The 26,929-nt window shown below is 53.2% G+C and carries 20 protein-coding genes, 1 tRNA gene and 1 CRISPR repeat array; of the genes, 14 read left to right on the plus strand and 7 right to left on the minus strand.

Annotation, left to right across the window (positions count from 1 at the left end):
- Nucleotides 1-88 precede the first annotated feature (88 nt).
- A complete protein-coding gene (locus tag J8E65_RS04580) occupies nucleotides 89-1,321 on the plus strand; it encodes a hypothetical protein (protein ID WP_210374227.1) in 1,233 nt (410 codons plus the stop codon).
- 124 nt (nucleotides 1,322-1,445) lie between these two features.
- Complete coding sequence (locus J8E65_RS04585; RefSeq protein WP_210374228.1) at nucleotides 1,446-2,750, plus strand: dicarboxylate/amino acid:cation symporter; 1,305 nt, start codon at nucleotides 1,446-1,448, stop codon at nucleotides 2,748-2,750.
- Nucleotides 2,751-2,763: 13 nt separating this feature from the next.
- Here J8E65_RS04585 and J8E65_RS04590 read toward each other — a convergent pair whose 3' ends face one another.
- From J8E65_RS04590 to J8E65_RS04600, 3 genes are all read right to left on the minus strand, one after another.
- A complete protein-coding gene (locus J8E65_RS04590; RefSeq protein ID WP_210374229.1) occupies nucleotides 2,764-2,961 on the minus strand; it encodes a hypothetical protein in 198 nt (65 codons plus the stop codon).
- Nucleotides 2,962-3,077: 116 nt separating this feature from the next.
- A complete protein-coding gene (locus tag J8E65_RS04595) occupies nucleotides 3,078-3,716 on the minus strand; it encodes a 3-keto-disaccharide hydrolase (RefSeq protein WP_210374230.1) in 639 nt (212 codons plus the stop codon).
- 62 nt (nucleotides 3,717-3,778) lie between these two features.
- Nucleotides 3,779-3,851, minus strand: a tRNA-Arg gene (locus J8E65_RS04600).
- Nucleotides 3,852-4,018: 167 nt separating this feature from the next.
- Here J8E65_RS04600 and J8E65_RS04605 point away from each other — a divergent pair.
- The 10 genes from J8E65_RS04605 to J8E65_RS04650 all read left to right on the plus strand — a co-directional run bounded on the left by J8E65_RS04605 (nucleotide 4,019) and on the right by J8E65_RS04650 (nucleotide 18,999).
- Nucleotides 4,019-4,942 (plus strand): CPBP family intramembrane glutamic endopeptidase, encoded by a 924-nt coding sequence (locus tag J8E65_RS04605; RefSeq protein ID WP_210374231.1) that lies wholly within the window; start codon nucleotides 4,019-4,021, stop codon nucleotides 4,940-4,942.
- A complete protein-coding gene (locus J8E65_RS04610) occupies nucleotides 4,932-5,231 on the plus strand; it encodes a putative signal transducing protein (RefSeq protein ID WP_210374232.1) in 300 nt (99 codons plus the stop codon). The genes J8E65_RS04605 and J8E65_RS04610 overlap by 11 nt, the downstream gene beginning before the upstream one ends.
- Complete coding sequence (locus J8E65_RS04615; protein ID WP_210374233.1) at nucleotides 5,218-6,063, plus strand: phosphatidate cytidylyltransferase; 846 nt, start codon at nucleotides 5,218-5,220, stop codon at nucleotides 6,061-6,063. Before J8E65_RS04610 ends, J8E65_RS04615 begins: the two co-directional genes overlap by 14 nt.
- Before the next feature lie 63 nt (nucleotides 6,064-6,126).
- Complete coding sequence (locus tag J8E65_RS04620; RefSeq protein WP_210374234.1) at nucleotides 6,127-6,330, plus strand: hypothetical protein; 204 nt, start codon at nucleotides 6,127-6,129, stop codon at nucleotides 6,328-6,330.
- A gap of 21 nt (nucleotides 6,331-6,351) precedes the next feature.
- Complete coding sequence (gene mutL / locus J8E65_RS04625; protein WP_341481740.1) at nucleotides 6,352-8,160, plus strand: DNA mismatch repair endonuclease MutL; 1,809 nt, start codon at nucleotides 6,352-6,354, stop codon at nucleotides 8,158-8,160.
- A 30-nt stretch (nucleotides 8,161-8,190) separates the two neighbouring features.
- On the plus strand, nucleotides 8,191-9,573 hold the full coding sequence (gene tilS / locus J8E65_RS04630; RefSeq protein WP_210374235.1) for a tRNA lysidine(34) synthetase TilS: 1,383 nt from the start codon (nucleotides 8,191-8,193) through the stop codon (nucleotides 9,571-9,573).
- A gap of 105 nt (nucleotides 9,574-9,678) precedes the next feature.
- On the plus strand, nucleotides 9,679-10,248 hold the full coding sequence (hpt, locus tag J8E65_RS04635; protein ID WP_210374236.1) for a hypoxanthine phosphoribosyltransferase: 570 nt from the start codon (nucleotides 9,679-9,681) through the stop codon (nucleotides 10,246-10,248).
- 241 nt (nucleotides 10,249-10,489) lie between these two features.
- Nucleotides 10,490-15,553: a CRISPR direct-repeat array (repeat unit 30 nt; unit sequence GAAATAATCGCACCTTTGTGGTATTGAAAT).
- Nucleotides 15,554-15,799: 246 nt separating this feature from the next.
- Nucleotides 15,800-17,731 (plus strand): sialate O-acetylesterase, encoded by a 1,932-nt coding sequence (locus J8E65_RS04640; RefSeq protein WP_237181665.1) that lies wholly within the window; start codon nucleotides 15,800-15,802, stop codon nucleotides 17,729-17,731.
- A gap of 72 nt (nucleotides 17,732-17,803) precedes the next feature.
- On the plus strand, nucleotides 17,804-18,589 hold the full coding sequence (locus J8E65_RS04645; protein ID WP_210374238.1) for a GH12 family glycosyl hydrolase domain-containing protein: 786 nt from the start codon (nucleotides 17,804-17,806) through the stop codon (nucleotides 18,587-18,589).
- A 119-nt stretch (nucleotides 18,590-18,708) separates the two neighbouring features.
- Nucleotides 18,709-18,999 (plus strand): GYD domain-containing protein, encoded by a 291-nt coding sequence (locus tag J8E65_RS04650; RefSeq protein ID WP_210374921.1) that lies wholly within the window; start codon nucleotides 18,709-18,711, stop codon nucleotides 18,997-18,999.
- A gap of 6 nt (nucleotides 19,000-19,005) precedes the next feature.
- Here the strand turns inward: J8E65_RS04650 and J8E65_RS04655 are convergent, their stop codons facing one another.
- The 3 genes from J8E65_RS04655 to J8E65_RS04665 all read right to left on the minus strand — a co-directional run bounded on the left by J8E65_RS04655 (nucleotide 19,006) and on the right by J8E65_RS04665 (nucleotide 21,501).
- Nucleotides 19,006-20,037 (minus strand): histone deacetylase family protein, encoded by a 1,032-nt coding sequence (locus J8E65_RS04655; protein ID WP_210374239.1) that lies wholly within the window; start codon nucleotides 20,035-20,037, stop codon nucleotides 19,006-19,008.
- Nucleotides 20,038-20,112: 75 nt separating this feature from the next.
- Nucleotides 20,113-20,769: an NUDIX hydrolase gene (locus J8E65_RS04660; protein WP_210374240.1), complete on the minus strand. Its 657-nt coding sequence runs from the start codon at nucleotides 20,767-20,769 to the stop codon at nucleotides 20,113-20,115.
- 24 nt (nucleotides 20,770-20,793) lie between these two features.
- Nucleotides 20,794-21,501: a hypothetical protein gene (locus J8E65_RS04665; protein ID WP_210374241.1), complete on the minus strand. Its 708-nt coding sequence runs from the start codon at nucleotides 21,499-21,501 to the stop codon at nucleotides 20,794-20,796.
- Nucleotides 21,502-21,654: 153 nt separating this feature from the next.
- Between J8E65_RS04665 and J8E65_RS04670 the strand changes: the two genes are divergently transcribed.
- Nucleotides 21,655-22,356, plus strand: a complete 702-nt coding sequence (locus tag J8E65_RS04670) for a response regulator transcription factor (protein WP_210374242.1) — start codon at nucleotides 21,655-21,657, stop codon at nucleotides 22,354-22,356.
- Complete coding sequence (locus J8E65_RS04675) at nucleotides 22,353-23,810, plus strand: sensor histidine kinase (RefSeq protein WP_210374243.1); 1,458 nt, start codon at nucleotides 22,353-22,355, stop codon at nucleotides 23,808-23,810. Before J8E65_RS04670 ends, J8E65_RS04675 begins: the two co-directional genes overlap by 4 nt.
- Here the strand turns inward: J8E65_RS04675 and J8E65_RS04680 are convergent.
- Nucleotides 23,807-26,905 (minus strand): PAS domain S-box protein, encoded by a 3,099-nt coding sequence (locus J8E65_RS04680; RefSeq protein ID WP_210374244.1) that lies wholly within the window; start codon nucleotides 26,903-26,905, stop codon nucleotides 23,807-23,809. The two genes, J8E65_RS04675 and J8E65_RS04680, sit on opposite strands and share 4 nt — an antisense overlap.
- Nucleotides 26,906-26,929 lie beyond the last annotated feature (24 nt).

The following is a 26,929-nucleotide window of genomic DNA, read 5'->3' on the forward strand; positions in this document are numbered from 1 at the left end:
AAACGTAAAAAGCGGGCGCTTGCCTTTGTGGCAAGCGCTTTGTTTTTTTAGCGCATGCATGCAAAGCCTTTCGCAGGAGGGTAGCGCTATGGCTCGTCTGCTCAGTTATGCACTCGCCCTAGAACAAAACATATCGGCAAACTGGATTATCAGCCGACGTGCCGACTTGCTCTGGTTTATCGGAGGCGCCTTGGCTGGCTATGCCTTGTTTTTTATGCATGCTGGTTTGGGCTGGGATATGGTGACCATTTGGTTTTTGTGGGTGGTCTTGCTGGATAGCCCGCATTTTTTTGGTACGATTAGCCGGACGTACCTCGATAAGCAGGAATTCCAACAACGCAAAAAGTTGCTTACCTGGAGCCTGCTCTGGTTTGCTGCAGGACCGTTTACTATCCTGCTTTCGTGGGGATTGTTTGAGTTAGGCATAGCAAACTACCTCCTTCCCTGGAAGGCTTTTCTGGTGTTTTTTGGACTATGGGCTTATTGGCATGTTGTCCGGCAGCACTATGGCTTTATGCGTCTTTATCAGCGCAAAAATGGAGAGTTTAACCCAATCGATTACCGAATCGACAGCGCTTTGCTTTACGGCGGCTTACTGCTCCCCTTTGTGGCGTTTGTGGTACGTCACCCCGAAGCCCGGCGCGGATTGGGGTTGCCTGAAACATTGCCCGACTATCCACCTCTGCCACATGGAAGTCGGTGGGCCGCACTGACAGACGTGCATTACCTAAGGGCTGTCGCTTGGGAACACTGGGTGGTGGCATTGACGGCAGCTGCTGTGGGCACCCTGGCCGTGATCTTTCTAACCCGCCAGCTGGTTAAGCTTCGCCGAGGTGAGAAAATCAATTTGCCTAAGGTGTTGTTTATGCTGGCCGTAGTGCCGTTGCATGTGTACGTGTGCTATTCGCCTGCGGTATTAACTGCGCCCCTGTTGGCTTTTGGCGCTTTTGTGACCATTTTCCACGATATCCAGTACCACGCCATCGTTTGGTTTCATCATCGCAATCGCTATCACCGACCTGGTGTGGATCAAAGACAATTTGGGTTAGCACCCAAAATCTCGCGCAACTTGCTTACGTACTTTGGGTGTGCCATCTTCTTTGCGGCCGTTTTCCGCATTTTAGGTTGCACGTTTGATGTGCATCCGGGCTGCGTGCCGTTTGTGATCACCAGCGAAGTGCCGCTTTTTGGTGGATTGCATACGGATGCCTTGTTGAAGGCTTTTCTGATTGGCTTTCCGCTGCACCACTACTTTGTGGATCAGTACATCTGGAAACCAAGCAAAAGCAAGGAGCTGCAGCGCGACCTAAAGCTCACCTAAACCCTTATGAGGGTAAGCTCGGGGGCAGGCCTGCAAGCCTGCCCTTTTGTTTTGGTAAGCCCTTGCATTATGCCCTGCCATTTCGGTTCTTTGGGCAACGTTGACAGCCAACACGACGCACAATATGCCTTGGTATCGAAAGCTTCACTGGCAGATCATCATTGGCTTAGTCCTGGGACTGCTTTTGGGCCTTTGGGCAGCAGCCCAAGGATGGGGCAGTTGGGTAGATCGTTGGATTGCTCCGCTGGGTACGGTTTTTATCAATTTGCTCAAGCTCATCGCGGTGCCGTTGGTGCTGGCATCGCTCATTGTAGGAGTAACGTCGCTATCAGACTTGCGGCGCCTTTCGCGTATTGGTACCAAGACGATCGCGTTGTATATCGCAACGACAGTCGTGGCCATTACGCTTGGCCTGGTGCTGGTGAATCTGCTGCAGCCAGGACACACCGTGCCCGCAGACATGCGCGAGCGTCTGCAGTCGGCCTACGCTGCTGATGTTGAAGCGCGTGCTGAACTAGCCCAGCAGACACGTGAGCGCGGCCCGCTGCAGCTTTTGGTGGATATCGTACCGGAAAACGTTTTTAGCGCTGCAGCAGATAACCGCAATATGCTGCAAGTCGTCTTCATAGCACTGCTGTCTGGAATAGGATTACTCCTCATTCCTCAAGAAAAAGCGCGACCAGTGATCGCCTTTTTTGATGGCGTCAATGCCCTGGTCATTCGCTTAGTCGAACTGATCATGCGTACGGCACCCGTAGGCGTATTTGCCCTTATGGCAGGTACGATTACCTCTATTGCGCACGACAATCTAGAACAGGTGCTAGAGTTGCTGACTGCCCTGGGGTACTACAGCCTGACCGTGCTTTTGGGCCTGGTGCTGCATACGCTGGGTACCTATCCTCTCTTGGTTAAGTTTGGAGCGGGCATGCCCCTTAGGGTCTTTTTTGGCGGTATTGCACCGGCTCAGCTTGTGGCTTTTTCCACCTCTTCAAGCGGAGCGACGCTGCCAGTAACTATGGAGTGTGCCGAAAAAAACTTGAAGATTCCCGAAGAGGTGTCTTCGTTTGTTTTGCCCCTGGGGGCTACGATTAACATGGACGGCACGGCCCTTTACCAGGCTGTGGCATCGGTGTTTATCGCTCAAACGTTAGGCTTAGGATTGGATCTAGGAGCACAGCTAACCATCTTGCTGATGGCCGTGCTCGCCTCTATTGGCACAGCCGCTGTGCCCAGTGCTGGGATTGTCATGCTGGTCATTATTTTAGAGTCGGTAGGCGTGCCTAGTGCCGGCATTGCCCTGATTTTGGGGGTAGACCGCATCTTAGACATGTGCCGCACGGTCACCAATGTCACCGGCGACTTGACCGTTGCCTCTGTGGTGGCCGCAACAGAACACAAGCCTGCTGCTTTACCGAGCCAAACACCCTAGATCAGTTAAGCATTCAGTTTCGCGTGGTGTATTGCCGAAACCGAACCCAGATGCGGCAGGCCATGTCCCCATCCCCAAAAGGCTGGTTAAAGTGGCGGTAGGCAATCCAGCCCATTCGGTCTGAAACCACCTGAAGACGTTGGGATAACTCTTCTAACTGCGCAGAAAGCTGCCGAAAAGCCTGCGCCAGACGTTTATTGGGGTGTTCCATGAGGCGCTTCTCCTTGCTACGCTCAACTTCAAGCCGAATTCAAAATGCAAGCGCCCCGGTCCAAAAATATGCGTCTTTGGCGCAAGCTTACACAGCTTATCGGCGCATGTTACCGGTTACGGATGAGATAGCGGCCGCACGCTGATTTCTTTGAAATACACCACATCTTCGGGACCGTGATTTTGCAGGCCGATATAGCCTTCCAAGGGGCGCGGGCCGCGGTCGGGTTCATACCAAATTTTCTTGGGGGGAACGGGATCGCCTTCGGTATAGTCGGTTACCAATACGCCATTTACATGCACAACGGTGCGGGGGCCGTCGAGCGTGATCTCCATCACATTCCACTCACCTGGCTTGCTTGGGCGCGCCTTAGCCTGGGTGAGTGAGTAAAGCACGCCCGTGCAATGATAGTCGTCACCGTGGTCGTCGATTTGCACCTCATAGCCGCGATTTACGGGCATCCAGGGTTCCGTAGGAGGCTCAGGAATGCGAATAAACACGCCGGAGTTTTTGCCTTCTGGGTTTTTGTAAACGACCCGGATGACCACGTTGCCAAATTTCCGGCCTGTATACCACAGCAGGCCCATGCCCCCTTCGGTTTTGAGCAGACCGTTCTCTACAACAAAGCGTCCTTCGCCTACGTGCTGCCATCCGTTCAGATCCTTGCCGTTAAACAAGGGCGTCCAAAGCGTGTCTTGTGCTGCAGCAGCTGTGGTGACCAAAATCAAAAGGCTGCTCAAGATTAGCAGGCGCATGGCTCTAGCAAGATTGGGTTTACTTGAAAATACAAAAAGCCGATCTGTACCGATCGGCCTTGTGCGCCCGGCAGGATTCGAACCTGCGACACCCAGCTCCGGAGGCTGGTGCTCTGTCCCCTGAGCTACGGGCGCTTTTGCTGAAGGCTAAATATAGCAGCTAGCCGTGGGGAAATCTATGCATTCGTGGTGAATGCGCATGCTAAAGCGTGCGTACGCTACGGTCTGGGAACGCGTTCCCTAAACGTTTAGGTTTGGTTCTGTCGTATCTTTCCCCCTAACGAGCTATGTGTGATAAGACAATGCCTTCTACAACCTGGCTTAACGGGCCTTTTGAACGGGCGCAGTGGCCGCCGTTGCTGACGGCCGTACTTGCCTTGTTTTTGGCATTTGTGCTTTTTCAGCTGGTTATCAGTCCTTTAGCGTTGATGATGGGGGTTGTATGGGCAGGAGAGCCGCCGGAAGCCTTGATGGATTTGCCTGGGCTCATGCGTCGCTGGCCGGGAATGCTGCTTGCAGCAAACACAGCAGGCCAGCTTTTGGGCTTGGCACTGCCAGCGTTGGTGCTTGCGCGGCTGCACACCTCCCAGGTTGATCGATTCCTGCGCCTGCGGTCCCTATCGACCTATACCGTGGTTTGGGCCCTGCTAGGATGGATTTGCCTCCTGCCGGTGGTGCAGTGGTTGGGGCAGGTAAATGCGGCGTTGCCCCTACCCGAAGCATTGCGGGCATTCGACGAGCTGCAAATGGCTTTGATCATGGCTGCTTTGGAAGGGGGTCTTGGCCTGATACCTAATCTACTGATGCTGGCTGTAGTCCCAGCCTTTTGCGAGGAGGTGCTTTTTCGGGGCTATGTGCAGCGTCAGGCTGAGCGTGGCCTGGGGATAGTTGGAGGAATTGTGTTTTCGGGTTTGGTTTTTGGGTTTTACCATTTGCGCCTGACGCAGGTGCTACCGCTTTGCTTGCTGGGGATCTATTTGGCCTATTTGGTTTGGAAAAGTGGAAGTCTTTGGATTGCGGTGATTGTGCATTTAGCCAATAATGCTTTTTCGGTGCTTTTGGCTATGTTCGCACGTCAGCGGGGGATAACGTGGCAAGCGATAGAGGCCTGGGCCGTCCCCTGGTATATGGTAGTGGCCGGATTGATTGGCTTTGGCCTAGTGGTCTATGTGCTTCAAAAGTCTCAGCATTCCTCGACATCTATGGGCATCAGCGATGAAGCGTGACTGGATCGAGGTGTTTCGCTGCAGCACCGACTATGAAGCTGACATGGTGCGGGATCGGCTAGACGACGCTGGCATTCCTGCCGTGGTTTTCACGCAGCGAGATCATGTTTTTAACCTCAATGTGGGCAGCTTGGCACAGGTAAGCGTGCACGTGCCTGTAGCGTTTGCTGAAGCAGCTCGCCGCCTGTTGGAGACACCTGTAGATGAAGCAGCGCTGCGCCGCGCCGCTGAAGAAGCCGGCCGTGCTGCATCAACGGCAGATCCGGATACTCCCGATGCCGAAGCATAAGCGCGCATCAGCGACTGCTTCGAACTTGCTGTTGCGGGTCGTTACGGCGCTCGCAGGGATCCCCTTGCTTATTGGAAGCCTTTGGCTAGGGGGGCAAGTTTTTGTCCTGATGGTGCTCGTTTTGTCTGTTGCAGGTATGGCAGAGTGCTACCAGCTGTTGGCACGCGTTGGCCTGCCTGCTTACCGAAGTGGTGGTTTTGTGCTGGGGATGCTGTTAACGCTTTTGCCGGTATGGCCGGCTGCTTTGCCGCTAGCCATCGTCTGGGGTGTAGGGCTACTGGTACGTGCGCCCTTTCGCAAGCCCGCTTTAGAGATGCCGCTACGTTTGGTTGCAACGCTCTTCGGGGCCGTCTATCCAGCTGGCTTGTTTGGCGCGTTGCTGGCGTTGCGCTTACACCCAGGTCCAGAGGCACCCCAAGCTTTTTGGCTAACACTGGGGCTATTCGTTATCATCTGGGCTACCGACACGTTTGCTTATGTTGTGGGGCGGCTTTGGGGCCGACGCCCGCTGGCGCCGCGCATTTCTCCAAACAAGACATGGGAAGGTGCTGCAGGCGGACTGGCTGGTGCCTTGCTCGTAGCCATAGGGTGGAAGCTTTGGGCAGTAGACTTTCTGGCTTGGCCCCACATGCTTGTGCTGGGCATCTTGTGCGGCGCCGTAGGTCCTTTGGGAGACCTGGCCGAGAGTCAACTCAAGCGCGCAGCTGGGGTAAAAGACTCGAGCAATCTGTTGCCCGGACATGGGGGCGTGCTGGACCGTTTTGACGCTTTGCTGGTGGTTGCACCACTGATTTATTGCTACTTGCGGTGGGTGGTCGGGTTTTACGGATAACCTATGGAACGGCCCATGATTGCCCCTGTATAAATTTCAACGTTAAATGGCCATGAGCACGTAATGGGTATCTTTTTCCCAGAGCGTAGGGCGCCGCGGCGTTTTTCCTATGAGCCGCGTTATTACAACCCAGAGCGAGAAGAGCGGCTGCGACGCCGCTTGCGTATCGAACGCCGCGCGCTTTCTAAGCGACGCCATCCACGGAGCCTGATTTACTTTCTTATTTTGCTACTTATTGCGTTGTATGTATACAATGCACTGGGCTAACCAAACGAGCAAGCAGTAGGCGTGGAAAAAAGCGACTTTCATCTCCTGTCTGAGGCAGCGGAGCCAGATGGCCTCATTCGGGTTATGCCGGAGTCCCTGGCCAACAAGATTGCTGCCGGGGAGGTGGTGCAGCGTCCTGCCTCGGTTGTCAAGGAGCTGGTTGAAAATTCGCTGGATGCCGGTGCTCGAGAGATCACCATTGTGCTCAAAGATGCGGGAAAGACGCTCGTGCAGGTGATCGACGATGGGTGCGGTATGGGTCCTGTCGACGCTTGCCGATGCTTTGAGCGCCACGCCACAAGTAAAATTCGCACGATCGAAGACCTGACGCGCATCCGAACGTTGGGCTTTAGAGGTGAAGCGCTGGCTTCGATTGCAGCCGTAGCCCGTGTTGAACTAAAAACCAAGCGCCGCAGCGATCCAGTAGGCTTCCGGGTGCAGATCGAAGGGGGCAAACAGCTTGCAGCTGAGCCCTGCGCAAGTGCCGACGGCACCTCGGTGGCTGTACGCAACCTGTTTTACAACGTACCTGCCCGCCGCAATTTTCTGAAATCGTCGGCTACGGAATTCAAACATGTTATTGAAATCTTTCAGGTGCTGGCGCTTTCACACCCTGAGGTAGGATTTACTTTGATACATGACGATGTTGAAATCTATCGCCTGTCTGCGGAGACGGACCCTTCGCCTGGTGAGCGCCTTCGGCGTCGCATTGGAGCACTTTTCGGCCCTGAATACGCCCTAGAGCTCATTCCTGTCGATGAAGCTACCAGTTATCTTACAGTGCGGGGATTCCTAGGGCGGCCTGAACTCTATCGCAGAAGCCGGGGAGAACAGTTCTTTTTTGTCAACCATCGCTGGGTGCGGCATCGCTACTTAGAGCATGCGGTCTCTAGCAGCTATGAGCAACTCCTACCGGAAGGAGCGCATCCATTTTTTGTGCTGTTCCTTGAGCTAGATCCGCGGCATGTCGATGTCAACGTGCATCCAACCAAAGCTGAAGTGAAGTTCGATGATGAACGTGGACTTTACGGCGTGCTGCGGGCTATTGTGCGTCGGGCACTGGGTATGGCTGAACGCATACCCCAACTTGAACCCCAGGCGGCACAGCCTCTTTGGGTATCGCTAGCGCAACCTTTGAAAGGTGCCTCTATGGTGCCCGGAGAAATTCGTCAAGGCATTTATGACGCTCCTGCACCTGAACCGGAAACGGCCCAGCTGCTCCCCTCTAGCATTCATCCTGAGGCTGAAGGCGAAACCCCCGAGCACGATACGCTGCTGTGGCAGGTACATGATCGGTATATTCTTACGCAGATTCGCTCAGGCCTACTGCTGATCGATCAAAATGCAGCACACGAGCGCATCCTTTATGAGCGCGCTTTGCGTAGCCTAGAAAGCGGCTTTGGGCTTTCTCAGCAACTGCTTTTCCCACAAACGCTTGAGTTCAACCCAGCGGATTTTACCTTACTGGAAGAACTGCTGCCTGAGCTTCGGGCTTTAGGGTTTGATCTGGAGCTGTTTAGTGGCAGAACTGTGGTGGTACGTGGCGTTCCCGATGGGATTCGTCCGGGTGACGAGCGTACGATGCTTGCTGACCTGCTTGATCAATACAAAGCGCAACAGGCCTTGCGACTTCCAAGTCGGGAAAACCTAGCCCGCAGCATGGCCCGTCGCAATGCTATTCGGCCAGGCGCACGCTTGAGCGAGCATGAAATGCGCACCCTTATTGATCAGCTCTTCCTTTGCGACATGCCTTATGCCTCTCCCAGCGGCCGGCCTACCATGGTGCGTATTACGCTGGAGGAGCTCGATCGGCGTTTTGGTCGTTCTTAAGGCAGTAGTGCTTGTAGCTTCAAGTGCCGCATGCTAGTCGAAAAAGTTCGACGTTTTATTGAGCTGCACGGCTTGCTTCGCCCCGGAGAGCGACTGCTGGTAGGTGTAAGTGGAGGTGTCGACTCGGTAGTGCTGCTCGAAGTGTTGCGCCAGCTAGGCTACAGTCTTATTGTGGCGCATGTGAACTATAAACTACGGGGTGCGGATTCTGATGCTGATGAAGCGTTTGTGCGCGCACTTTGTCGCCAGTATCGAATCCCCATCCGTGTTGCGCGGCTAAATCTTAAAGCCAAAGTGCGGGGCGGTTCGATTCAGGCGGCTGCACGCCGTGTGCGCTATGCGTTTTTTGCCCGCGTGGCGCAGCGTGAAGGTATCGAAGCTGTTGCCGTTGGGCACCATCAGGATGACCAGGCCGAAACCCTATTGCTGAATTTGCTACGGGGTAGTGGTCTAGAAGGCCTGATTGGCATGGCACCGGTCAGACCGTTCGAGGTCGGTCAGAAGTTGCGCCTAGTGCGACCGTTGCTTAGCGTAACGCGCGCGGAAATCGAATCTTGGGCGCGTGCTAAAGGACTATCGTGGCGCGAAGACGTGAGCAACACCTCCCTGAACTATCGTCGAGTGCTGGTGCGCCAGGTGGTGTTGCCTTTGCTTCGGCAGCATTTTGGGCCTAACGTGGCTGAGCGCTTGGCGCACACCGCTGAGCTGTTGCGTGCTTACTGGCAGAGTACGTTTGTTCAGGTGCTTATGCAGCACTGGCTGAGCGCCTCCGAGTCTGATGCAGTCGGGGGATACTTACGCCAAGAAGCGCTTGCGGCAATGCCTAGGGTATGGCAGCAGCGATTGATCTTAGAGGCGCTCAAGCGATGGTTGCCTGGCGCGCCGCGTCACCGGCGCTTGGCCTGGCAGGTACTTCGACTACTCGAGGCGCAGCCTGGCCGGCGACTCAAGCTGCCCCAAGGAACGATCTGGCGTGACCGGAAGGGATTGCGTTTTCGGCGTTGCGCCCCGGCTGCGTCCATAAGCGAAGAGGGTATGCTGGAGCCGGGAAGGCCGCTTGTGCTTGAAGGAGGTGTTTTCGAGGCCGTGCTTCTTTCTCAAAAGCCTGCTTGCTTGAATGCCGGAACGCCTCAAGTAGTGTATGTGGATGCCGATCGGCTTCAATGGCCGCTTTGGGTGCGACGCTGGAAGCCTGGTGATCGGCTGCAGCCGCTAGGAATGCAGGGACATAAAAAAGTGAGCGATTTGCTGACCGATTTGCGCGTGCCTGTGGATCGGCGTGCTCATAGCTACGTGGTATGCCAAGGGGAGGAGATTGTGTGGGTAGCAGGATATCGCCTTGCGGAGCCGTTTCGTGTGCGCCCAGAGACGGTGCACATCGCCCAACTTCAGTTTACCCCTATCGAAGACTAAGTACTTCGCTTTCGGTTTGCTCTCTTGAAAAGATTTATGTCTAAACGAAGGCCAGATTGTTATATTCCAACAGAGGAAAGATGATTAAGCAAAGACGGCTTAGGTATGGCTTGCACGTTTTTTTCTCATGCGGTTCCAGAAGTGGTAGAATGTCACGGTGAGCGGTTTCGGCTTTTTTTGGATGCGGCAACGATTCAGAGACGCGTAGCTGAGTTAGGGCAAGAAATTAGTCGGGATTATGCAGGTAAGCGGCCTATCTTAATTGGCGTGCTGAATGGTGCTTTTGTGTTTTTAGCTGATCTGATTCGGGCTATCACGATTGACTGCGAGGTCGATTTTTTGAAGTTGTCTTCATATGGGGCTGAGAAAGTCTCCAGCGGTCAAGTTTATGAGCTCAAGAAAATTGATGCGGATATTCGAAACCGACATGTGTTGGTTGTCGAGGATATTGTGGATACGGGTTTATCCATGCAGTTTATGCTGGAGCGGCTCAAAGCGCACGAGCCGGCTTCACTGGCGACAGTAGCTTTACTCCATAAGGCAGAGGCCACACGGGTTGAAGTGCCCCTAGATTATGTAGGCTTTAGGATCCCCAATCAGTTTGTAATTGGATATGGCCTAGATTATGGCCAACTAGCGCGCAATTTTTCTTCGATCTATGTACTTGAGAATTAAAGATTAGGACTATTCAAGGTGGCGTCGAGTCTTATCCGTTGGCAATCTTTGGAGGATAGCAAAAGAGGCAAGTTGTATTTCTTTTTTAATAAAATATTGTTTTTGTTTGTCTTAAATCAAGTCGTCGATCAGCCGGGGTTTAAGAGTGAACTGTAGGTCGACGACGTTGTGGTCTTGACATGTTCCTGAAAACCGCTTAAAATTCCCTAAGAATAGCTGATTTTGCTCTTTGAGGCGCTGGGAAATAATCGCACCTTTGTGGTATTGAAATCTAAAACGTCCGTCGACGCAGTGTTAAATTCGTCTAGAAATAATCGCACCTTTGTGGTATTGAAATTCTTCACGTCTTGACGCGACGGTTGGAATGCTATTGGAAATAATCGCACCTTTGTGGTATTGAAATGCCGTTGTTGATGGTATGCGCGGTCGTAACGTAAATGAAATAATCGCACCTTTGTGGTATTGAAATTCGTTGGGCGGGTCGGCGTATATCGTTGACGGAAGAGAAATAATCGCACCTTTGTGGTATTGAAATTTTCGAGTCGTGGCGGTTGGGCAACGCGGAACACCAGAAATAATCGCACCTTTGTGGTATTGAAATTATTCAAGCACTTGCGGAGTCGTATCGTCGGCACCGGAAATAATCGCACCTTTGTGGTATTGAAATTTACGATCAGCGAGGCAGATAGCGACGAGATCCCGGAAATAATCGCACCTTTGTGGTATTGAAATGGCAGAAAGGGTTTCACCTGCAGCTCCCCGCAGGAGAAATAATCGCACCTTTGTGGTATTGAAATTTTTCTACAGCACCTATGCGTTCGGAGAAGACGGCGGAAATAATCGCACCTTTGTGGTATTGAAATGTCCCTCGAGGATTTCTTCCCATTCACTGAAGATCGTGAAATAATCGCACCTTTGTGGTATTGAAATTCGTCGCCGTAATAAGCCTCAACTACCCCTTGAAGCGGAAATAATCGCACCTTTGTGGTATTGAAATAACTGATGTGGAGTATCTCGATACGCCCTACCTCGGAAATAATCGCACCTTTGTGGTATTGAAATTTCGTGGGAGCAAAGCTTAAGTGAAGCAACAGCCTTGAAATAATCGCACCTTTGTGGTATTGAAATTTGTTTTATTTGATCAACCACTCCACGACCCTATCGGAAATAATCGCACCTTTGTGGTATTGAAATAGACTTTTTCCACTCTCTTTTGGGGGTGGAAACGTCGAAATAATCGCACCTTTGTGGTATTGAAATGAACGTAAGTAATACAACGTTCGCTCATGAATATCGGAAATAATCGCACCTTTGTGGTATTGAAATAAGCTCGATGGTCTATTTTTGAACTAGCTTTGCGTAGAAATAATCGCACCTTTGTGGTATTGAAATTGTAGTCATCACTGCGTTGTACGCTAACAAGCCAGAAGAAATAATCGCACCTTTGTGGTATTGAAATACCGGAGAGACGGCTTTCATTCAGACGCGCAAAGAAGAAATAATCGCACCTTTGTGGTATTGAAATGCACGATCACGCTCACATGGCGTGGCTCGAGATCTGGAAATAATCGCACCTTTGTGGTATTGAAATACCAGCTCGGCGCCGAAGACGTGCTGCGCCACGTCGAGGAAATAATCGCACCTTTGTGGTATTGAAATAGAGACGCTGCTGGTCTCTCAGGATCTATGCGATGGGAAATAATCGCACCTTTGTGGTATTGAAATCGGTTACGGCCACGCTTTTCGTTTCTCCTGCAAAAGGAAATAATCGCACCTTTGTGGTATTGAAATGTCAGAATGATCAGCGATCCCGCCGGGATGGTAAGCGGAGAAATAATCGCACCTTTGTGGTATTGAAATGTGCGATCCGATCTACCGGCACCTTCCAGAGTCCCGGAAATAATCGCACCTTTGTGGTATTGAAATTACGTGGTGAGTTATGTACATAATGCGCATTTTAGTGAAATAATCGCACCTTTGTGGTATTGAAATTGCTGGGTTGAAGCGCCACCCACCAGCTGCGCTGTGGAAATAATCGCACCTTTGTGGTATTGAAATAGGGGTGCGGCGGCCCAGCCGGGCCTGGCCCAACTCGGAAATAATCGCACCTTTGTGGTATTGAAATAGCAAACTCCTTCAAAATTTCAGCCATCAAGTCCGGAAATAATCGCACCTTTGTGGTATTGAAATGGGCTTTGGGAGCGGGTCCGAAAAGAGGCGTATGCCGGAAATAATCGCACCTTTGTGGTATTGAAATAAAGCACGACAGGGTGAGGGGTTAAGTTGATGAGTTGAAATAATCGCACCTTTGTGGTATTGAAATGGCTGACTCTTCAGCCAAGAGCTCCTCGACAGGGTTGGAAATAATCGCACCTTTGTGGTATTGAAATTCAAGCATCGCAAAATCGCTTCGCCGGCGGGGCTTTAAGAAATAATCGCACCTTTGTGGTATTGAAATAAGTGAACTCGAGGCGCCGGAGGTACAACAGGCGCTGGAAATAATCGCACCTTTGTGGTATTGAAATGCGCAGATAGTAGCGACGCACGTTTGCCGGTACCTCGAAATAATCGCACCTTTGTGGTATTGAAATTCTGTCGGGCGGAACAACTCAGCGGAGCTTATTAATGAAATAATCGCACCTTTGTGGTATTGAAATCGAATTGCGGGCTGCGTTGGTCTGCGAATTTGAAAAGGAAATAATCGCACCTTTGTGGTATTGAAATAGCCATAAAACGCGCGGAGATGCACTTGGATCGTCGGAAATAATCGCACCTTTGTGGTATTGAAATGTACGTGTTTTTGCGTGGCATCGTGGATCCAAAACTGGAAATAATCGCACCTTTGTGGTATTGAAATCGGCGCGCCCGAGGCGTTTCTTCTTCTCCTCATCGAGAAATAATCGCACCTTTGTGGTATTGAAATTGAGGAGGGGAAGCGTGTAATTACTAACGCGTTTTTGAAATAATCGCACCTTTGTGGTATTGAAATATAGACAAAATGTTAATCAAAGAAACATTGCGCATCGAAATAATCGCACCTTTGTGGTATTGAAATTGGGATGATGTTCGCAGTGCTCGCCGCGCTGTTCAAGAAATAATCGCACCTTTGTGGTATTGAAATCTGTTTTATATTGCTACTATCTATCAACCAAACGGAGAGAAATAATCGCACCTTTGTGGTATTGAAATTTTTAAAGCTCTTTTTAATTGCCGGGCACGGCCATTTGAAATAATCGCACCTTTGTGGTATTGAAATTTCATTTGGGAAGAAGAAACGTTAAACATAGATCAAAGAAATAATCGCACCTTTGTGGTATTGAAATGTACCCATACTTTCGGTACTTGCGCGCAATATAAAGGAAATAATCGCACCTTTGTGGTATTGAAATTCTGCATTATGTAAAGTATATTTAACGCTTATATATGAAATAATCGCACCTTTGTGGTATTGAAATTGTGCACGTATGCCTGGATGCGGGGGCTCCAGGGTGGAAATAATCGCACCTTTGTGGTATTGAAATAAGCCGAGCGCTCGGAAGGTGGCGCGTATGCTTGAGAAATAATCGCACCTTTGTGGTATTGAAATAAAGAGATCGTTCGAATGGAAGCGCTTTTATCACCGAGAAATAATCGCACCTTTGTGGTATTGAAATAAGAGAATGTGGCGCCCGTCGACGCGCACCTTGAAGAAATAATCGCACCTTTGTGGTATTGAAATACATAAGTAGTAACTTTTATAATTAAACGTAAACGTAGAAATAATCGCACCTTTGTGGTATTGAAATTGGCGTCCTCGACTCGGACCACCACGTCCTCCAGCGGAAATAATCGCACCTTTGTGGTATTGAAATTATGATGTAAGTGAACTACACGTTTTCGTTTATCGAAGAAATAATCGCACCTTTGTGGTATTGAAATAGGCGAGGCTAAGAACCGGTTGGTCCTCCATGCCGGGAAATAATCGCACCTTTGTGGTATTGAAATTAGTTTGATCGCAAATGTTGATTTTCAGAACAACTAGAAATAATCGCACCTTTGTGGTATTGAAATCGGAGGGGGCGGTACGAGACGCCGATGGCCGCATTGGAAATAATCGCACCTTTGTGGTATTGAAATCGCCTCGAGCATGACGGCTTTTATCGGCACATTCAGAAATAATCGCACCTTTGTGGTATTGAAATGGCCGGCGGCGGTCTCGGTCTCCCGCGTCCAGGCAGGAAATAATCGCACCTTTGTGGTATTGAAATGGTAGCGCTGCAGCAGAGCGCTCGGGCTCTGGAGGAGAAATAATCGCACCTTTGTGGTATTGAAATCGGCGCTCGGCGCGTCGGCGCCGACGCGATAGAGGTGAAATAATCGCACCTTTGTGGTATTGAAATGAATCGTCGTGTGGCTTCGCCCCTCGATTAGCGTGCGAAATAATCGCACCTTTGTGGTATTGAAATGGCTGAGCGCAGCAACCCGGGCGCGCGTGGCGTCGTGAAATAATCGCACCTTTGTGGTATTGAAATAGTGCGCCGCACGTGCCTGCGCAGATAGTAGCGACGGAAATAATCGCACCTTTGTGGTATTGAAATACACGCTTGATGAGGGCCGTCTGACCCAGGGCATAGCGAAATAATCGCACCTTTGTGGTATTGAAATTTATTTTATAAGGTCAGACAAAAACTGCCAGGGCCGAAATAATCGCACCTTTGTGGTATTGAAATGGATGGCGGCATTCACGCCATCCTCAATGGCCTCCAAGAAATAATCGCACCTTTGTGGTATTGAAATGTATTCAAACGGTTGTCGTTCGTTTGACCGTTTGGAGAAATAATCGCACCTTTGTGGTATTGAAATCAGCGTGCTTGCGATCAAGGAAAATGATGCCCATAGTGAAATAATCGCACCTTTGTGGTATTGAAATGATGGAAGAGTCGGTAGATCAAAACAAGGCCCTCGGGAAATAATCGCACCTTTGTGGTATTGAAATCCCCCCTCCCCCCTGCCTCCCCCCAGGGCCGCTGGGGAAATAATCGCACCTTTGTGGTATTGAAATAAATACCGCGGAGAAGGACGCTCTATATAGACAACAGAAATAATCGCACCTTTGTGGTATTGAAATACGGACATCGTTGGACATTTCATTGTCAACAAAGATGAAATAATCGCACCTTTGTGGTATTGAAATGGAGGCGGCCTCAAACGCCCGCGTCCACCAATGTCCGAAATAATCGCACCTTTGTGGTATTGAAATCTGTTGTCGCTGACTACATTCTGCATAATCCCGGCAGAAATAATCGCACCTTTGTGGTATTGAAATCGAGGAGCCGTTCCCAGAAATAATCGCAATCTTTATGGCATTGGAATGAAAGCAAGTGAAAGAATTGTGATTTAGTGGGACTGGGATTTGTGATTCGTAATATTGAAATGATCATTATTAGGCGGACTAATCTAAGAAAATATGAGAAACGCTATCTGGGGGCTAGCTCTTCTAGGTGTCACAGTAGTTGGAGGCTGCAGAAGCAATGTCCAACAGCTACGCTTGGCACCTATCTTTGCAGATCATATGGTGCTACAACGCCAGCAGCCCATACGTGTCTGGGGTTGGGCAACACCGCAGACAGCCCTCCTCATACGCCTCGACACCCTCGAAGTGCAAGCCCAAGCCGATGCCAACGGTCGATGGATGGCTACATTGCCCCCTCTTGAAGCTGGAGGACCTTATACCCTGGAAGTGCAAGCAGGGTCTAATACCTTAATCCTGCGAGATGTGCTTATTGGGGAAGTCTGGCTCGCCTCAGGGCAGTCTAATATGGAAATGCCGCTCGTCCCTCGCGTCGCCGGTTGGTCACCCAACGATTCCGTCTTAGGAGCAACCGAAACCATTCTGCAAGCCAACTGCGCTTCCATTCGGTTGCTTACCGTAGAACATACTGTAGCTTTAACACCTCAGGAAACGTTCAATAACACCTGGCAAATTTGTTCTTCAGAGACGCTCCCTACCTTCAGCGCAGTAGCCTATTTTTTTGGCCATAGGCTTCATGAAGCCTTAGGCGTCCCAATCGGGCTCATCCTAAGCAGCTGGGGAGGTACACCCGCCGAAGCCTGGGTTGACCGCGAACACTTACGCAAACTGCCTGACTTTCAAGACCTTATTGCTCGTTTAGAAGCAGCCGAACCAATACTCCGCGAACTGGAAGCCTGGCGCGCCCGGCTTGAGCAGCGCGAAGTGCCCTCGGATACCACTTTCTGGTCCACACTCGAGCTAAATGATGCCCTCCATGCCCACACACCGCTTAGCGATACGCTCACAATGACCCTTCCTAGCCGCTGGGAAGATACAGCGCTAGGGGCCTTCGACGGCGTGGTCTGGTTCCAGAAAACCGTTGAAGTCCCTGAAAACTGGATAGGCCACGAGCTCATCTTGGAGCTCGGACCCATAGATGATATGGACCGCACCTATTTTAACGGGCAGCAAGTAGGCGGCTACCAACAGCTAGGCTATTGGGAAACGCCCCGTCGCTACCGCATTCCACCTGAGCTGGTCAAGCGCCAGAACCTGGTCGCCGTGCGCGTTATCGACACCCAGGGCGGTGGTGGTCTCTGGGGAAGCCCTAAACAGCTTCGACTCTATCCCAAAAATCAGCCAGAGGCAGCCTTGTCGCTAGCTGGGCCTTGGCGTTATCTGCCCGTGGCTGAACTGGTAGGACGTCGGCTTTATGTTTTTGGCAGAGGCGCACTTAGCTACGCCGGCAGGCCCAAACTGCCAGTTCCTCTTGGGCCTAGTACGCCTAGTACGCTCTTTAACGGCATGATTTCTCCACTCATTCCATTCAGCATGCGCGGTGCTATCTGGTACCAAGGTGAATCAAACGTAGGGCGTGCCGGCCAGTACGAACGGCTCTTTCCTACGCTCATTCAATGCTGGCGCGAACACTGGGATCTAGGCGAATTCCCATTCTACTTTGTACAAATTGCTCCGTACGACTACGGCCCACAGGCACGCTCCCAACGCCTGCGCGAAGCACAGCTACGCACCATGCTTAGCGTGCCCTATACCGGTATGGTTGTAACCATCGACGTGGGCGACGAGCGCAACATTCACCCTGCCCGCAAACGAGAAGTGGGAGAACGCCTAGCAAGATGGGCGCTGGCGAATACCTACGGCTTTGAAGGCATTACCTTCTCCGGACCCATCTATGAGCGCATGGTACGCGAGGGCAATCGCATTCGGCTTTACTTTCGCTATGCTGACGAAGGCTTGCTACTGCGACCAACTGCTGATCGGAACGCCTTCGTTATTGCCGGAGCTGACCGCGTCTTTTATCCCGCCCACGTGCGCATCGAAGGCAGCACACTGGTTGTCTGGAATCCAAACGTCCCTAATCCCCAGGCTGTGCGCTATGGCTGGTCGAACGCGCCGCGCGCAGTGCTTTTCAACCGAGCTGGTCTGCCAGCCTCTCCGTTTCGAACCGATGATTGGCCGGAGGGAGATTAACTTTATGCCACTTGCTTTGAAAAAGGGACCGTGCATACCTTAAACGGTCCCTTTTTTATTTGAGGCAAGGCGATGAAGCACTTTTACTGGACGCTTTTCCTGATCGGATTTCTAGCAGGATGCAGCCTGCTGTTCCCAGAGAAAAATGAATCTAACCCCCAAGCAGAAGATGAGCCCACGGCTACAGTATGCGATCGGTGGGGCTCACGGGATGTCGCCGGAGGCCGCTATCGGGTGATCAACAATGTATGGGGCGCCGAAACAGCGCAGTGTATTGAAATAGGCTTGGAAACGGGCAACTTTATCCTTACGCGGGCTGAGCACAGCAACGGCGATAATGTAGCTGCCTATCCAGCCATCTATTTAGGATGCCATTGGGGCGCTTGCACGAGCCAGTCGGGCCTACCCCTTCGGGTTGAGGCGATCTCCAGGCTTCAAAGCAACTGGAGACTTACACCCATTAGCTCAGGTCGCTGGAATGCTGCCTACGACCTTTGGTTTAGCCCGTCGCTTACTTCAACAAATGGCTATAGCGGCGGGGCTGAACTCATGATTTGGCTCAACTGGCGAGGTAACGTGATGCCAGGGGGAAATCGGGTAGCGACCGTCTCTCTGGCCGGCGCTACCTGGGAAGTATGGTTTGCCGATTGGGACTGGAACTACATCGCCTACCGGCGTACAACACCCGTCACGGAAGTGACCCAGCTCGACCTAAAAGCTTTTATTGACGATGCGGTAGCGCGCGGCTACATCAGCCCAACGTGGTATCTGCATGCTGTAGAAACCGGCTTTGAACTTTGGGAAGGGGGTAGGGGGCTCAAAAGTAGCGATTTTAGCGTTACTTTGACCGCACGCTAAAGTGAAACTTTGGGCCACATACTTGGTGTCTAAAGCTTGTAAAGCCTTTGTGTAGCGATCCTTTGCAGCCCTACGCTACGGCATTTCTTTCATGCTTTAAAAACGTAAAAGGGATGACCATGGCAACGTATCTCATCTTCACGCGGCTGGGCCCCGATGCATTCAGAGATCCTAACGAGTTTCGGCAACTGGCTGAACGCGTCTCTTCAGAAATCCAAAAGCGCTGTCCCGGCGTAACCTGGAAAGAAAGCTACGTGACGCTGGGGCGTTTTGACATTGTAGACATTGTGGAAGCTGCTGATCAAAAGGAAGTGGAGCGTGCAGCCATGCTCATTCGAGCATTGGCACGAGCCACAACCGAAACTATGCCTGCTACGCCCTGGAAAACGTTTTTGGCCCATTTAAGCTAAAAGTCTTCAGGCTACGTGATGCAGTAGCCTGAGCTCGTAGAGCAGGTCGCGTACGTCGACAGCCTCGTGGGGTGAGGGACCCAAGGCATCAGCGATGGGTGCTAAGGGATCCTGCAAGCGCACTAGGGTGGCTTCTACGCAGGCTGCTAAAGCTTCAAGGTCGTAGCCGCCCTCAAGCGCTGCCACTAGGCGGCCGTCGCAACAGGCATCGGCCCATTCCATGAGCTCATAAACCAGGGCAGCGTAGCCTGTTACGCTGAGCTGCATGGACCCTAGCGGATCGCGCCAGTGGGCATCGTATCCAGCCGAAAGAAAAATCACCTCAGGCCGAAAGCGGCGTACTACAGGGCCTAACAGGCGTCGAAAAGCCTCTAGGTAGCCCTCGTCTCCGGTATAAGCCGGAAGCGGCACGTTTACGGTAGTGCCACGGCCACGTCCGGTACCGATTTCCTCGGCCCGACCCGTGCCAGGATAATGGGGAAACTGATGCACACTCAGAAAAAGCACATTCGGATCTTCGTAAAAGACTTCCTGCGTGCCGTTGCCATGATGGACGTCGAAATCCACAATAGCCACGCGCTCAACACCAAAGGTTTGCTGCACCCAACGTGTAGCAATAGCTACGTTCGAAAACAGGCAAAAGCCCATGGCCCGGTCAGGCGTTGCATGATGACCTGGGGGACGAACCGCCGCAAAGCCATTGCTGGCCCGCCTTTCAAGTACGGCTTGCGTAACGGCTAGAAGTGCACCCACAGCTTCCAGCGCAGCTTCTAAGCTACCTGGCTGTAGATAAGTGTCGACGTCGAGTCGGAGAGGAGCATGCGCTACTGCTTGCTGCAAGCGTTCAATGTAGGTGCGTCGGTGTACCAAGCGAATAATTTCCCAATCTATAGGAAGAGGCTGCTGAAGCGCTAGCCGGTCCCATAGCTGCGCAGTGGTCAAGCGCTCTCGGATTGCTTCCAGGCGTTCCGGTCGCTCCACATGTCCGGTTTCTGCATGGGCCGTGTGCGTGGCATTCCAGGCAAAGGCGGTCGTCATACAGCAACGGCGCTTTGTTGGAGAAAACTTTCTCCTAAAAAAGTAAGCCGATGCAAGTTTGGCAATTAAGCAAGACTACGTAGAATTGGCCATATGAATGTGCGATAAGTCACGCAGCAGCGCCAGAAGTTCCGCAAGGATCATGGCGGTTGCACCCCAGATGCGATGCGATTCGACCTCGAAAAACGGGACCTGCGTGCGCTGCCCTCGGATATCCCAAAGCTCACACCGTTGCGCATGAGGATCCAGTAGCCGCTCCAGCGGTACCCGGAGCACTGCTGCAACTTCCTCTGGGCAAGGCTTAAGGGGAGGAAGGGCCTGGAGGCTGCCTACAAACGGATAGACGCAAAAATGGGATACAGGAATATAAAGCGGCGTTAAGGCGCCTAGCAGCGTGATGCTTGTGGCCAAGATGCCCAGTTCTTCTTCGGTTTCGCGCAAAGCGGTTTGCCAGAGGGGTTCATCGGCTTCGCGCCGGCCTCCTGGAAAGCTAATCTGCCCTCCATGGGCTTTGAGATTCGCCGGACGCACAATCAGTAGCACCATGGGGTGCGATAGCTCAGGGTAGATGGGCACTAGCACAGCAGCTTCTTGGCACATTTTGCGCTCAGCCCGAAACTGCTCAGGATCTTGACGGTGGGCTGGCGCCATCGTCAGTTGCGCCTGTGTGCCAGGCAAAGGGCCTTGGAGCCGCTGGCGTAAAGCGTCGATGACCTCATGAAACGTCAGCATGGCCCTCCAAACGCGCTGGTGGCGCTAACGGGTTCCCGCAGCTTCCAAGCGATAGTCGCGATAGTACACTTCTTGCGTGATGAGCATGGTGTAGCGACGCATGCGGCGACGCATTGGATGCATCCATTCGATGTAGCGGTACTGGGGCAGATCCAGCCCATGCAGACGTGTAAACCGAGTCAGAATAACCCTAGGGGGAGCAGCAGGTCGCCAGCGCACGAGCAAGCGGCTCTGTAGCAGCCGTCCATCCTGTTGCGCAAACCAGAGCGTAGCACGCTCGGCAGGACTAGGGCCAGGAGGGTGCAGTTCGACGCGCCAGCAGGGCGCAGCCTCAACGGTGTCAGCGATTGCCGGAGCGTGCGCTAGCCAGCGTGTCCAAGCATTGCGCAGAGGCATCACATGGGCCAGTGCGTGGAGCTCGGCTTCAGCAAAGGCAGGGACTGGTGGCGTAGGTACCCGATTGTTGATGTCAAGGGAGCGTACTTGCCAGCCCATGACATCGGCCTCCAAGTACGCTTCAGCGGCGATCTGCCAGCGACGCACGCCAAAAGGACTGTCCAGTTTACGGTGGATTTCAAGCGTCACGCGCAGTGCTTGCCAGCGGCTCCACGCTTGCCGCTGCGCGTGCAGCCAGCGCTCCATAAGCGTATCCGCTGGGAGGCCCTGCGCATAAAGACCAGGGCCTAGCCATAGAAAAAGCATTCCAGCCAGACACAAACGACGCGCGCGCATAAGCAAACGGTCTAGGCCAGCTACTTCCTTTATCGATAGCTGGCCTGGCAAGATGTTGCCAATATGTGGCAAAAGTACACTTTTTTGTCATCGCGGGAGCATTTTTTTCGTTTGAAACGATGCTACCTTAGATGCAACGCTGAAGGGCTTGCTATGGCTGCGCAGCTCCTTATTGTTGAAGACGACGAAGCGCTACGAACGCTCCTCGTCGAGCGCCTGCAGACTGAAGGGTATGCAGTAAAGGCCGTGGCTTGTGGCGAAGCGGCCTTAGAAGAGGTTGCCCGAGCAGTGCCGGACTTGATCATACTGGACTTGATGCTGCCCGGTATGGATGGTTTAGAAGTATGTCGCCGGCTTCGAGTGCGTTATCCGGCAGTTTATGTGCTTATGCTCACAGCGCGGTCGAGCGAGCTTGACCGGGTTGTTGGATTAGAGGTAGGAGCAGACGATTACGTCACCAAGCCGTTTAGCCTAAACGAGCTGGTGGCACGTGTTCGCGCTGGGCTGCGGCGATTACAGCTCGACCGCGAAGCAACAGTAGAAGAGCCGCTTGTGTTTGGCAGCTTGCGGATCGATCCCGTGCGGCGGCAAGTTTGGCGTGACGAGCAGCTTGTGCATTTGACCGTTCGAGAGTTTGACCTGCTTTGTTTTTTGGCGCGGCATCCCGACCGTCCGTTCACACGGCTGCAGCTTCTACGGGAGGTGTGGGGTATTGATTATCCAGGATATGCCCGCACCGTCGATTCGCACGTGCAGCGTCTGCGTGCTAAAATTGAACCGCTGCCCGGCTCGCCGCGCTATATTCGGACGGTCTGGGGCGTGGGCTACAAGTTCCAGGCCGAAGAAGAGGCATGAGCTTTTGGCGACGCTCTGTGTTTGGCCGGGTTGCGCTGCTGCTGAGCGGCGCCCAGGTGCTGGTTGCTTTGCTGGCTGTGGGGCTGAGCGCTTACTTTGCCCGCACGCGTAGCCTGGGGCTTGCCGCAGCAGGTATTCGCCTACGGTTAGATGCCCTGGCTGAAGAAATCGAGCAGCGCGTAGATCTTGACAGGGCTGACTTGGCGCATCTGCCGCTTCCGGTGCAGCTCGACCTGAGCGCGCGCTTCCCAGATCCGGTGTTGCTGCTGGACTCGCTGGGACATTTGGTAACCATTATCTGGCCTGATTCTGAGCTGTTTGGGCCTTATCCAAACACTTTGCCCGTTTTACCGTCTGAGGTGGCCTCCTGGCTGCGTGCCGATGAAGTGGTTGTGCAGCTTGAGGGCGACGGTTGGGCGCTGGCTCCGCTGTACCGCCTAGACGGGCGGCGCGCAGGTAGCGTACTGGTAGCACCACTGAGGCGGTCGTTGGCACGAGAGCTTTCAGGAACACAGGCAGCCTACTATCGCGCCTTGGCGCTAACGCTGGCAGCAGCTGTCTTGCTAGCGCTGCTGCTGGGAGCCTTGTTCACCCGCGCACTGCTGAAGCCCCTTAGACAGGTGGTGGCCGAAGTGCAGCGACTAGGCGCAGGAGACCTGAGCGCTCGGTTGCCTGTTGCACGGGACGATGAGTTTGGCCGTCTGGCCCGCGCTGTCAATGAAATGGCTGAAGCTGTTGCACGCAGTGTTACCCTCTTGCAGGAAACCGACCGTATGCGCCGCGAGCTGATTGCCGGTATTGGTCACGATCTGCGCACACCGCTGGCTACGCTGCTCGGCTACCTGGAGGAGGCGCAGCGGCACCTTGAGGCAGGTCGCCTGGAGGCTACCCAAGCTGCTCTAGAGGTGGTCCAAGCACGCGGCCGGCACCTTGGAAGGCTAATCGAAGACTTGTTTGAACTAAGCGTATTGGAGCGTCCAAAACCGCCCCTACACCTTGAGCCCGTACCGCTGGCCGAGCTGCTTGAAGAAACCGCACGCGCACACCGGAAGCTATTTACAGCAGCCGGCATCAAGCTGCAAACGTCGTGGCCTGCTGAGCTGCCTGTCCTTGAAGCCGATGGTGCCCGCCTGCGGCGCGTACTGGACAATCTGCTCGACAATGCCCGACGGCATACCCCCTCGGGCGGAACGGTAGTGCTTAGCGCAGAAGTCACGGAAACCATGGTGCGTTTGGCTGTGCACGATACCGGGGAAGGTCTAACCCCAGAGGAGCAGGCGCGACTGCTGCGTTTCCCTACTACGGAAACACAACCGCAGGGCACGGGGCTGGGCCTTCGGGTAAGCCAGGCTATCGCGCGGGCCCATGGGGGCTGGCTCGAGGTTAAAAGTAGCCCTGGTCAGGGCAGTACGTTTACCCTTGTACTACTGCGCCAAGAAGTGCAGTTTGACTAAACAAAAGCTTGTGCTTCGGCAAGGCTTGAAAGCGGGGCAGGGGGGAGCCTCACTTCAAACGTAGTACCGCGACCTTTTTCCGAAACCACACGGATTTGGCCTCCCATGAGCTCAACCAACCGGCGAGCAATCGACAGCCCTAGACCAACGCCTTGGTGCGTCTGCGTTAGGCCTTCCCGCTCTTGCCGAAAAGGTTCAAAAAGATGAGGTAGAAATGCCGGATCGATGCCACAACCGGTATCCTCCACAGCTAGCCAAACCCTTCCGTCTCGGCTTCCGGTATGCACGCGTACATAGCCAGCATCGGTGAATTTGATGGCATTCGAAAGCAGGTTGACCACTACCTGGTGGAGACGGACAGGGTCGGCCATAGCAAGCGGCGGATTTCCTAGCCTGAGCTCTAGCGACAGCCCCTTTTCCACCGCCAAAGGGCGCATAAGCTGGACAGCCTGTTCCACAACCTCATTAACCTCGACAGGGCAAAGCTTAAGTTCTAACCGGTTTGCTTCGATCTTGCTTAGGTCTAACAGATCGTTTAGCAGGCTAAGAAGTCGCCGACCGGAGCGGTCGATAATTTGAGCAAATTCGCGCAGGTCTTCTTGGCCTCGAGCAGCCAGCTCTTCATCCAGGAGCTCCGCAAAGCCTAAAATGCCCGTCAGTGGCGTGCGAATCTCATGACTGATGTTGGCCAAGAAGGCCGACTTAAGACGGCTAGCTTCTTCGGCACGTTCCTTGGCTTCCTCCAGCTGCCGTTCGGCTTCTACAAGTTCAGTCACATCCGCCATCAGGCCAATGTAACCCACATGTTGGCCTTGCTCGTCGTAGAGCAAATCGATGTGCACCTCATCCCAGAAGGTTGACCCATCCTTACGATAATGCACAAGCCGAGCGTGGGCAGCGCGTCCGCGCAGCAGCCGTAGTCGCATGCAGCGAAGTGTTTCGCGGTCGGTTTGCGGACCGTGCAGCAGGTGCTCAATGTTTTTACCACGCACTTCCTCAAGAGTATAGCCCGTCAGACGCGTGAAGGCATCATTGACCCAGACGAGGTTGCCCCGGGTATCGGTTAAGGCCACGCCTTGTGAAATTTGGGCAACTACGCGCGCCAGGCGCTCGCGCGTTTCCCGCAACAGGGATTTTTCCATACCCAAGCTGGCCAGCTGGGCCAGACGGGCAGCGATGGCCTGGTCATCGGCACTTGGCGAGCGAACTGTTTCAAAACACAAACCCATAACGCCTAAGAGTTCCTCGCGGCTACCGATAAGGGGTAAAGCCCAGCAGGCGCGTATGCCCGTTTGGCCGCGCAGCGACCGCAGCTTGGCCCAAGAGGGATCGCTTTCGATGTCGGCGGTCCAGACGGGCTGGCGAGAGGCTAGCGCCTTTCCTAGGCTGTTGTCAAAGCCAATGGGCTGACCCTCAAATGCTGCCGTAAACGCCGGAGGAAGGTTGGGCGCTGCACACAGGCGCAGTTTTCCTTCTTCGTAGAGCCATACCGAGGCCAAAGCACCAGGCACAAAACGTTCGGCCAGATGGCAAAACTGCGTGCACAGTGCTCGCCGTGAAGCCCCAGCAATAAGTTGTTCTAAAAATTGCCCTTCTGCTTCTAGCAAGGCCTGCAACTGCCGTATTTCGGTAATGTCGCGCGCAATGCCAGCAATGAGTCGGATGCGACCGTCAGGGTCAGGGATAGGTACAAGTTGGGTGAGCCAAGTACGCCGTCCTGCGGGTAGATCTAGCGTTTCCTCGTATTGGACGGGATGGCCTGCCTCCAGGCATCGCCGATAATTGCTGATCACATGGGCTACCAGCTCGGGAGGCAAAACTTGGTCGAGAGGACGGTTCCAGAGCATCTCCGGCGTGAGGCCTGTTTTGCGCTGATGGGAAGGATTGGTGGCCTCGACCAGAAATTGCCCATCTTCGGTAACGCGAATCCAGAAAATAGCGTCTTCGGTGTGGTTGTAGAGCCCCAAATAGCGGCGGCGCTGCTCAAACAAGTCGGTAAGATCGATGAGTGTGCCTTCGATAAACTCGGTGCCATCCTCTTCTCGGACAATGTGGACATTTTCGATGCCCCAGAGCCTACGGCCATCTCGCCGTCGCAGCTGAATCTCATAGTTAACCAGACAACCTTGCTGACGTAGTGCTTGGATAAAGCTTTCCCGATCGGCTTGATTGAAGTAGAGGATGGCAGCACTCTGGCCGTTGAGGGCTTCGGGATCCTCGTATCCCAGCATGCGGGCTAGGGCAGGATTAACAGCCAGGATGCGCCCGTCGAGTGTGGTGCGGTAGTAGCCGGCGACGCTGTGTTCGAAGAGCCGGCGGTAGCGGGCTTCGCTTTGCCTTAGGCGTTCTGTCGCCCGTACTTCGTCGTCGACGTCCAGCACAGTCCCCAAAATAGCTGGCTTACCGTTGTGCATAATGCGCCGCCCGCGCACTTCTACGTAGCGAATGCTGCCGTCTTTATGTTTGCCTCGGAAGCGATAGCGCGCTTCTTCGACCTGGCCTGAGAGTCGCTCGCGCAGGTTTTTAATTACAAGGGGTCGATCAGCTTCTGCCACAAGTTCTAAGACTGACGTCCCTTCGATTTCTTCTGGAGTATATCCAAAAATGGCGGCGGCTTGGGGATTAGCTAGCACAATCTTGTCCCCCTGGAGGAGGTAAATGCCGGCCAAGCTGGTTTCAAAGAGGGCGCGATAGAGCGTTTCGACCTCGCGGAGTGCTTGCTCTTCGCGCAGGTCTCGGAAAATACCTAGTATCAGTTTTTTCTTTTCGATCGGAAAGACGCGAGCCAAGATTTCGACAGGCACCCAGCTGCCATCCGCACGCGCAATCAAAAGGCCGCGTTCACGTGCAGCGCCAATTTTTACCGTTTCCAGAAATTTTTGCCAATAATGCTCGGCTAGCTCAGGAGGATGCAGCGCTGTAACAGACATGCTGCAAAGCTGCGCTCGGCTGTAGCCCCAAAGCCGCTCGGCTGCGGGATTGGCTTCCAGAACCTGGCCCGTTTCTGGGTCAGCAATTAAAACCGCTTCGGGGGTGTGCTCATATAGAGCCTGATAAATGGTTGCGTGCAGGCTGGTCTGGGTGGGGTACTCCATAGGAGCAAAACATTGTATGCTGCC

It is taken from the genome of Rhodothermus bifroesti (genome assembly GCF_017908595.1).
Taxonomy (GTDB): domain Bacteria; phylum Bacteroidota; class Rhodothermia; order Rhodothermales; family Rhodothermaceae; genus Rhodothermus; species Rhodothermus bifroesti.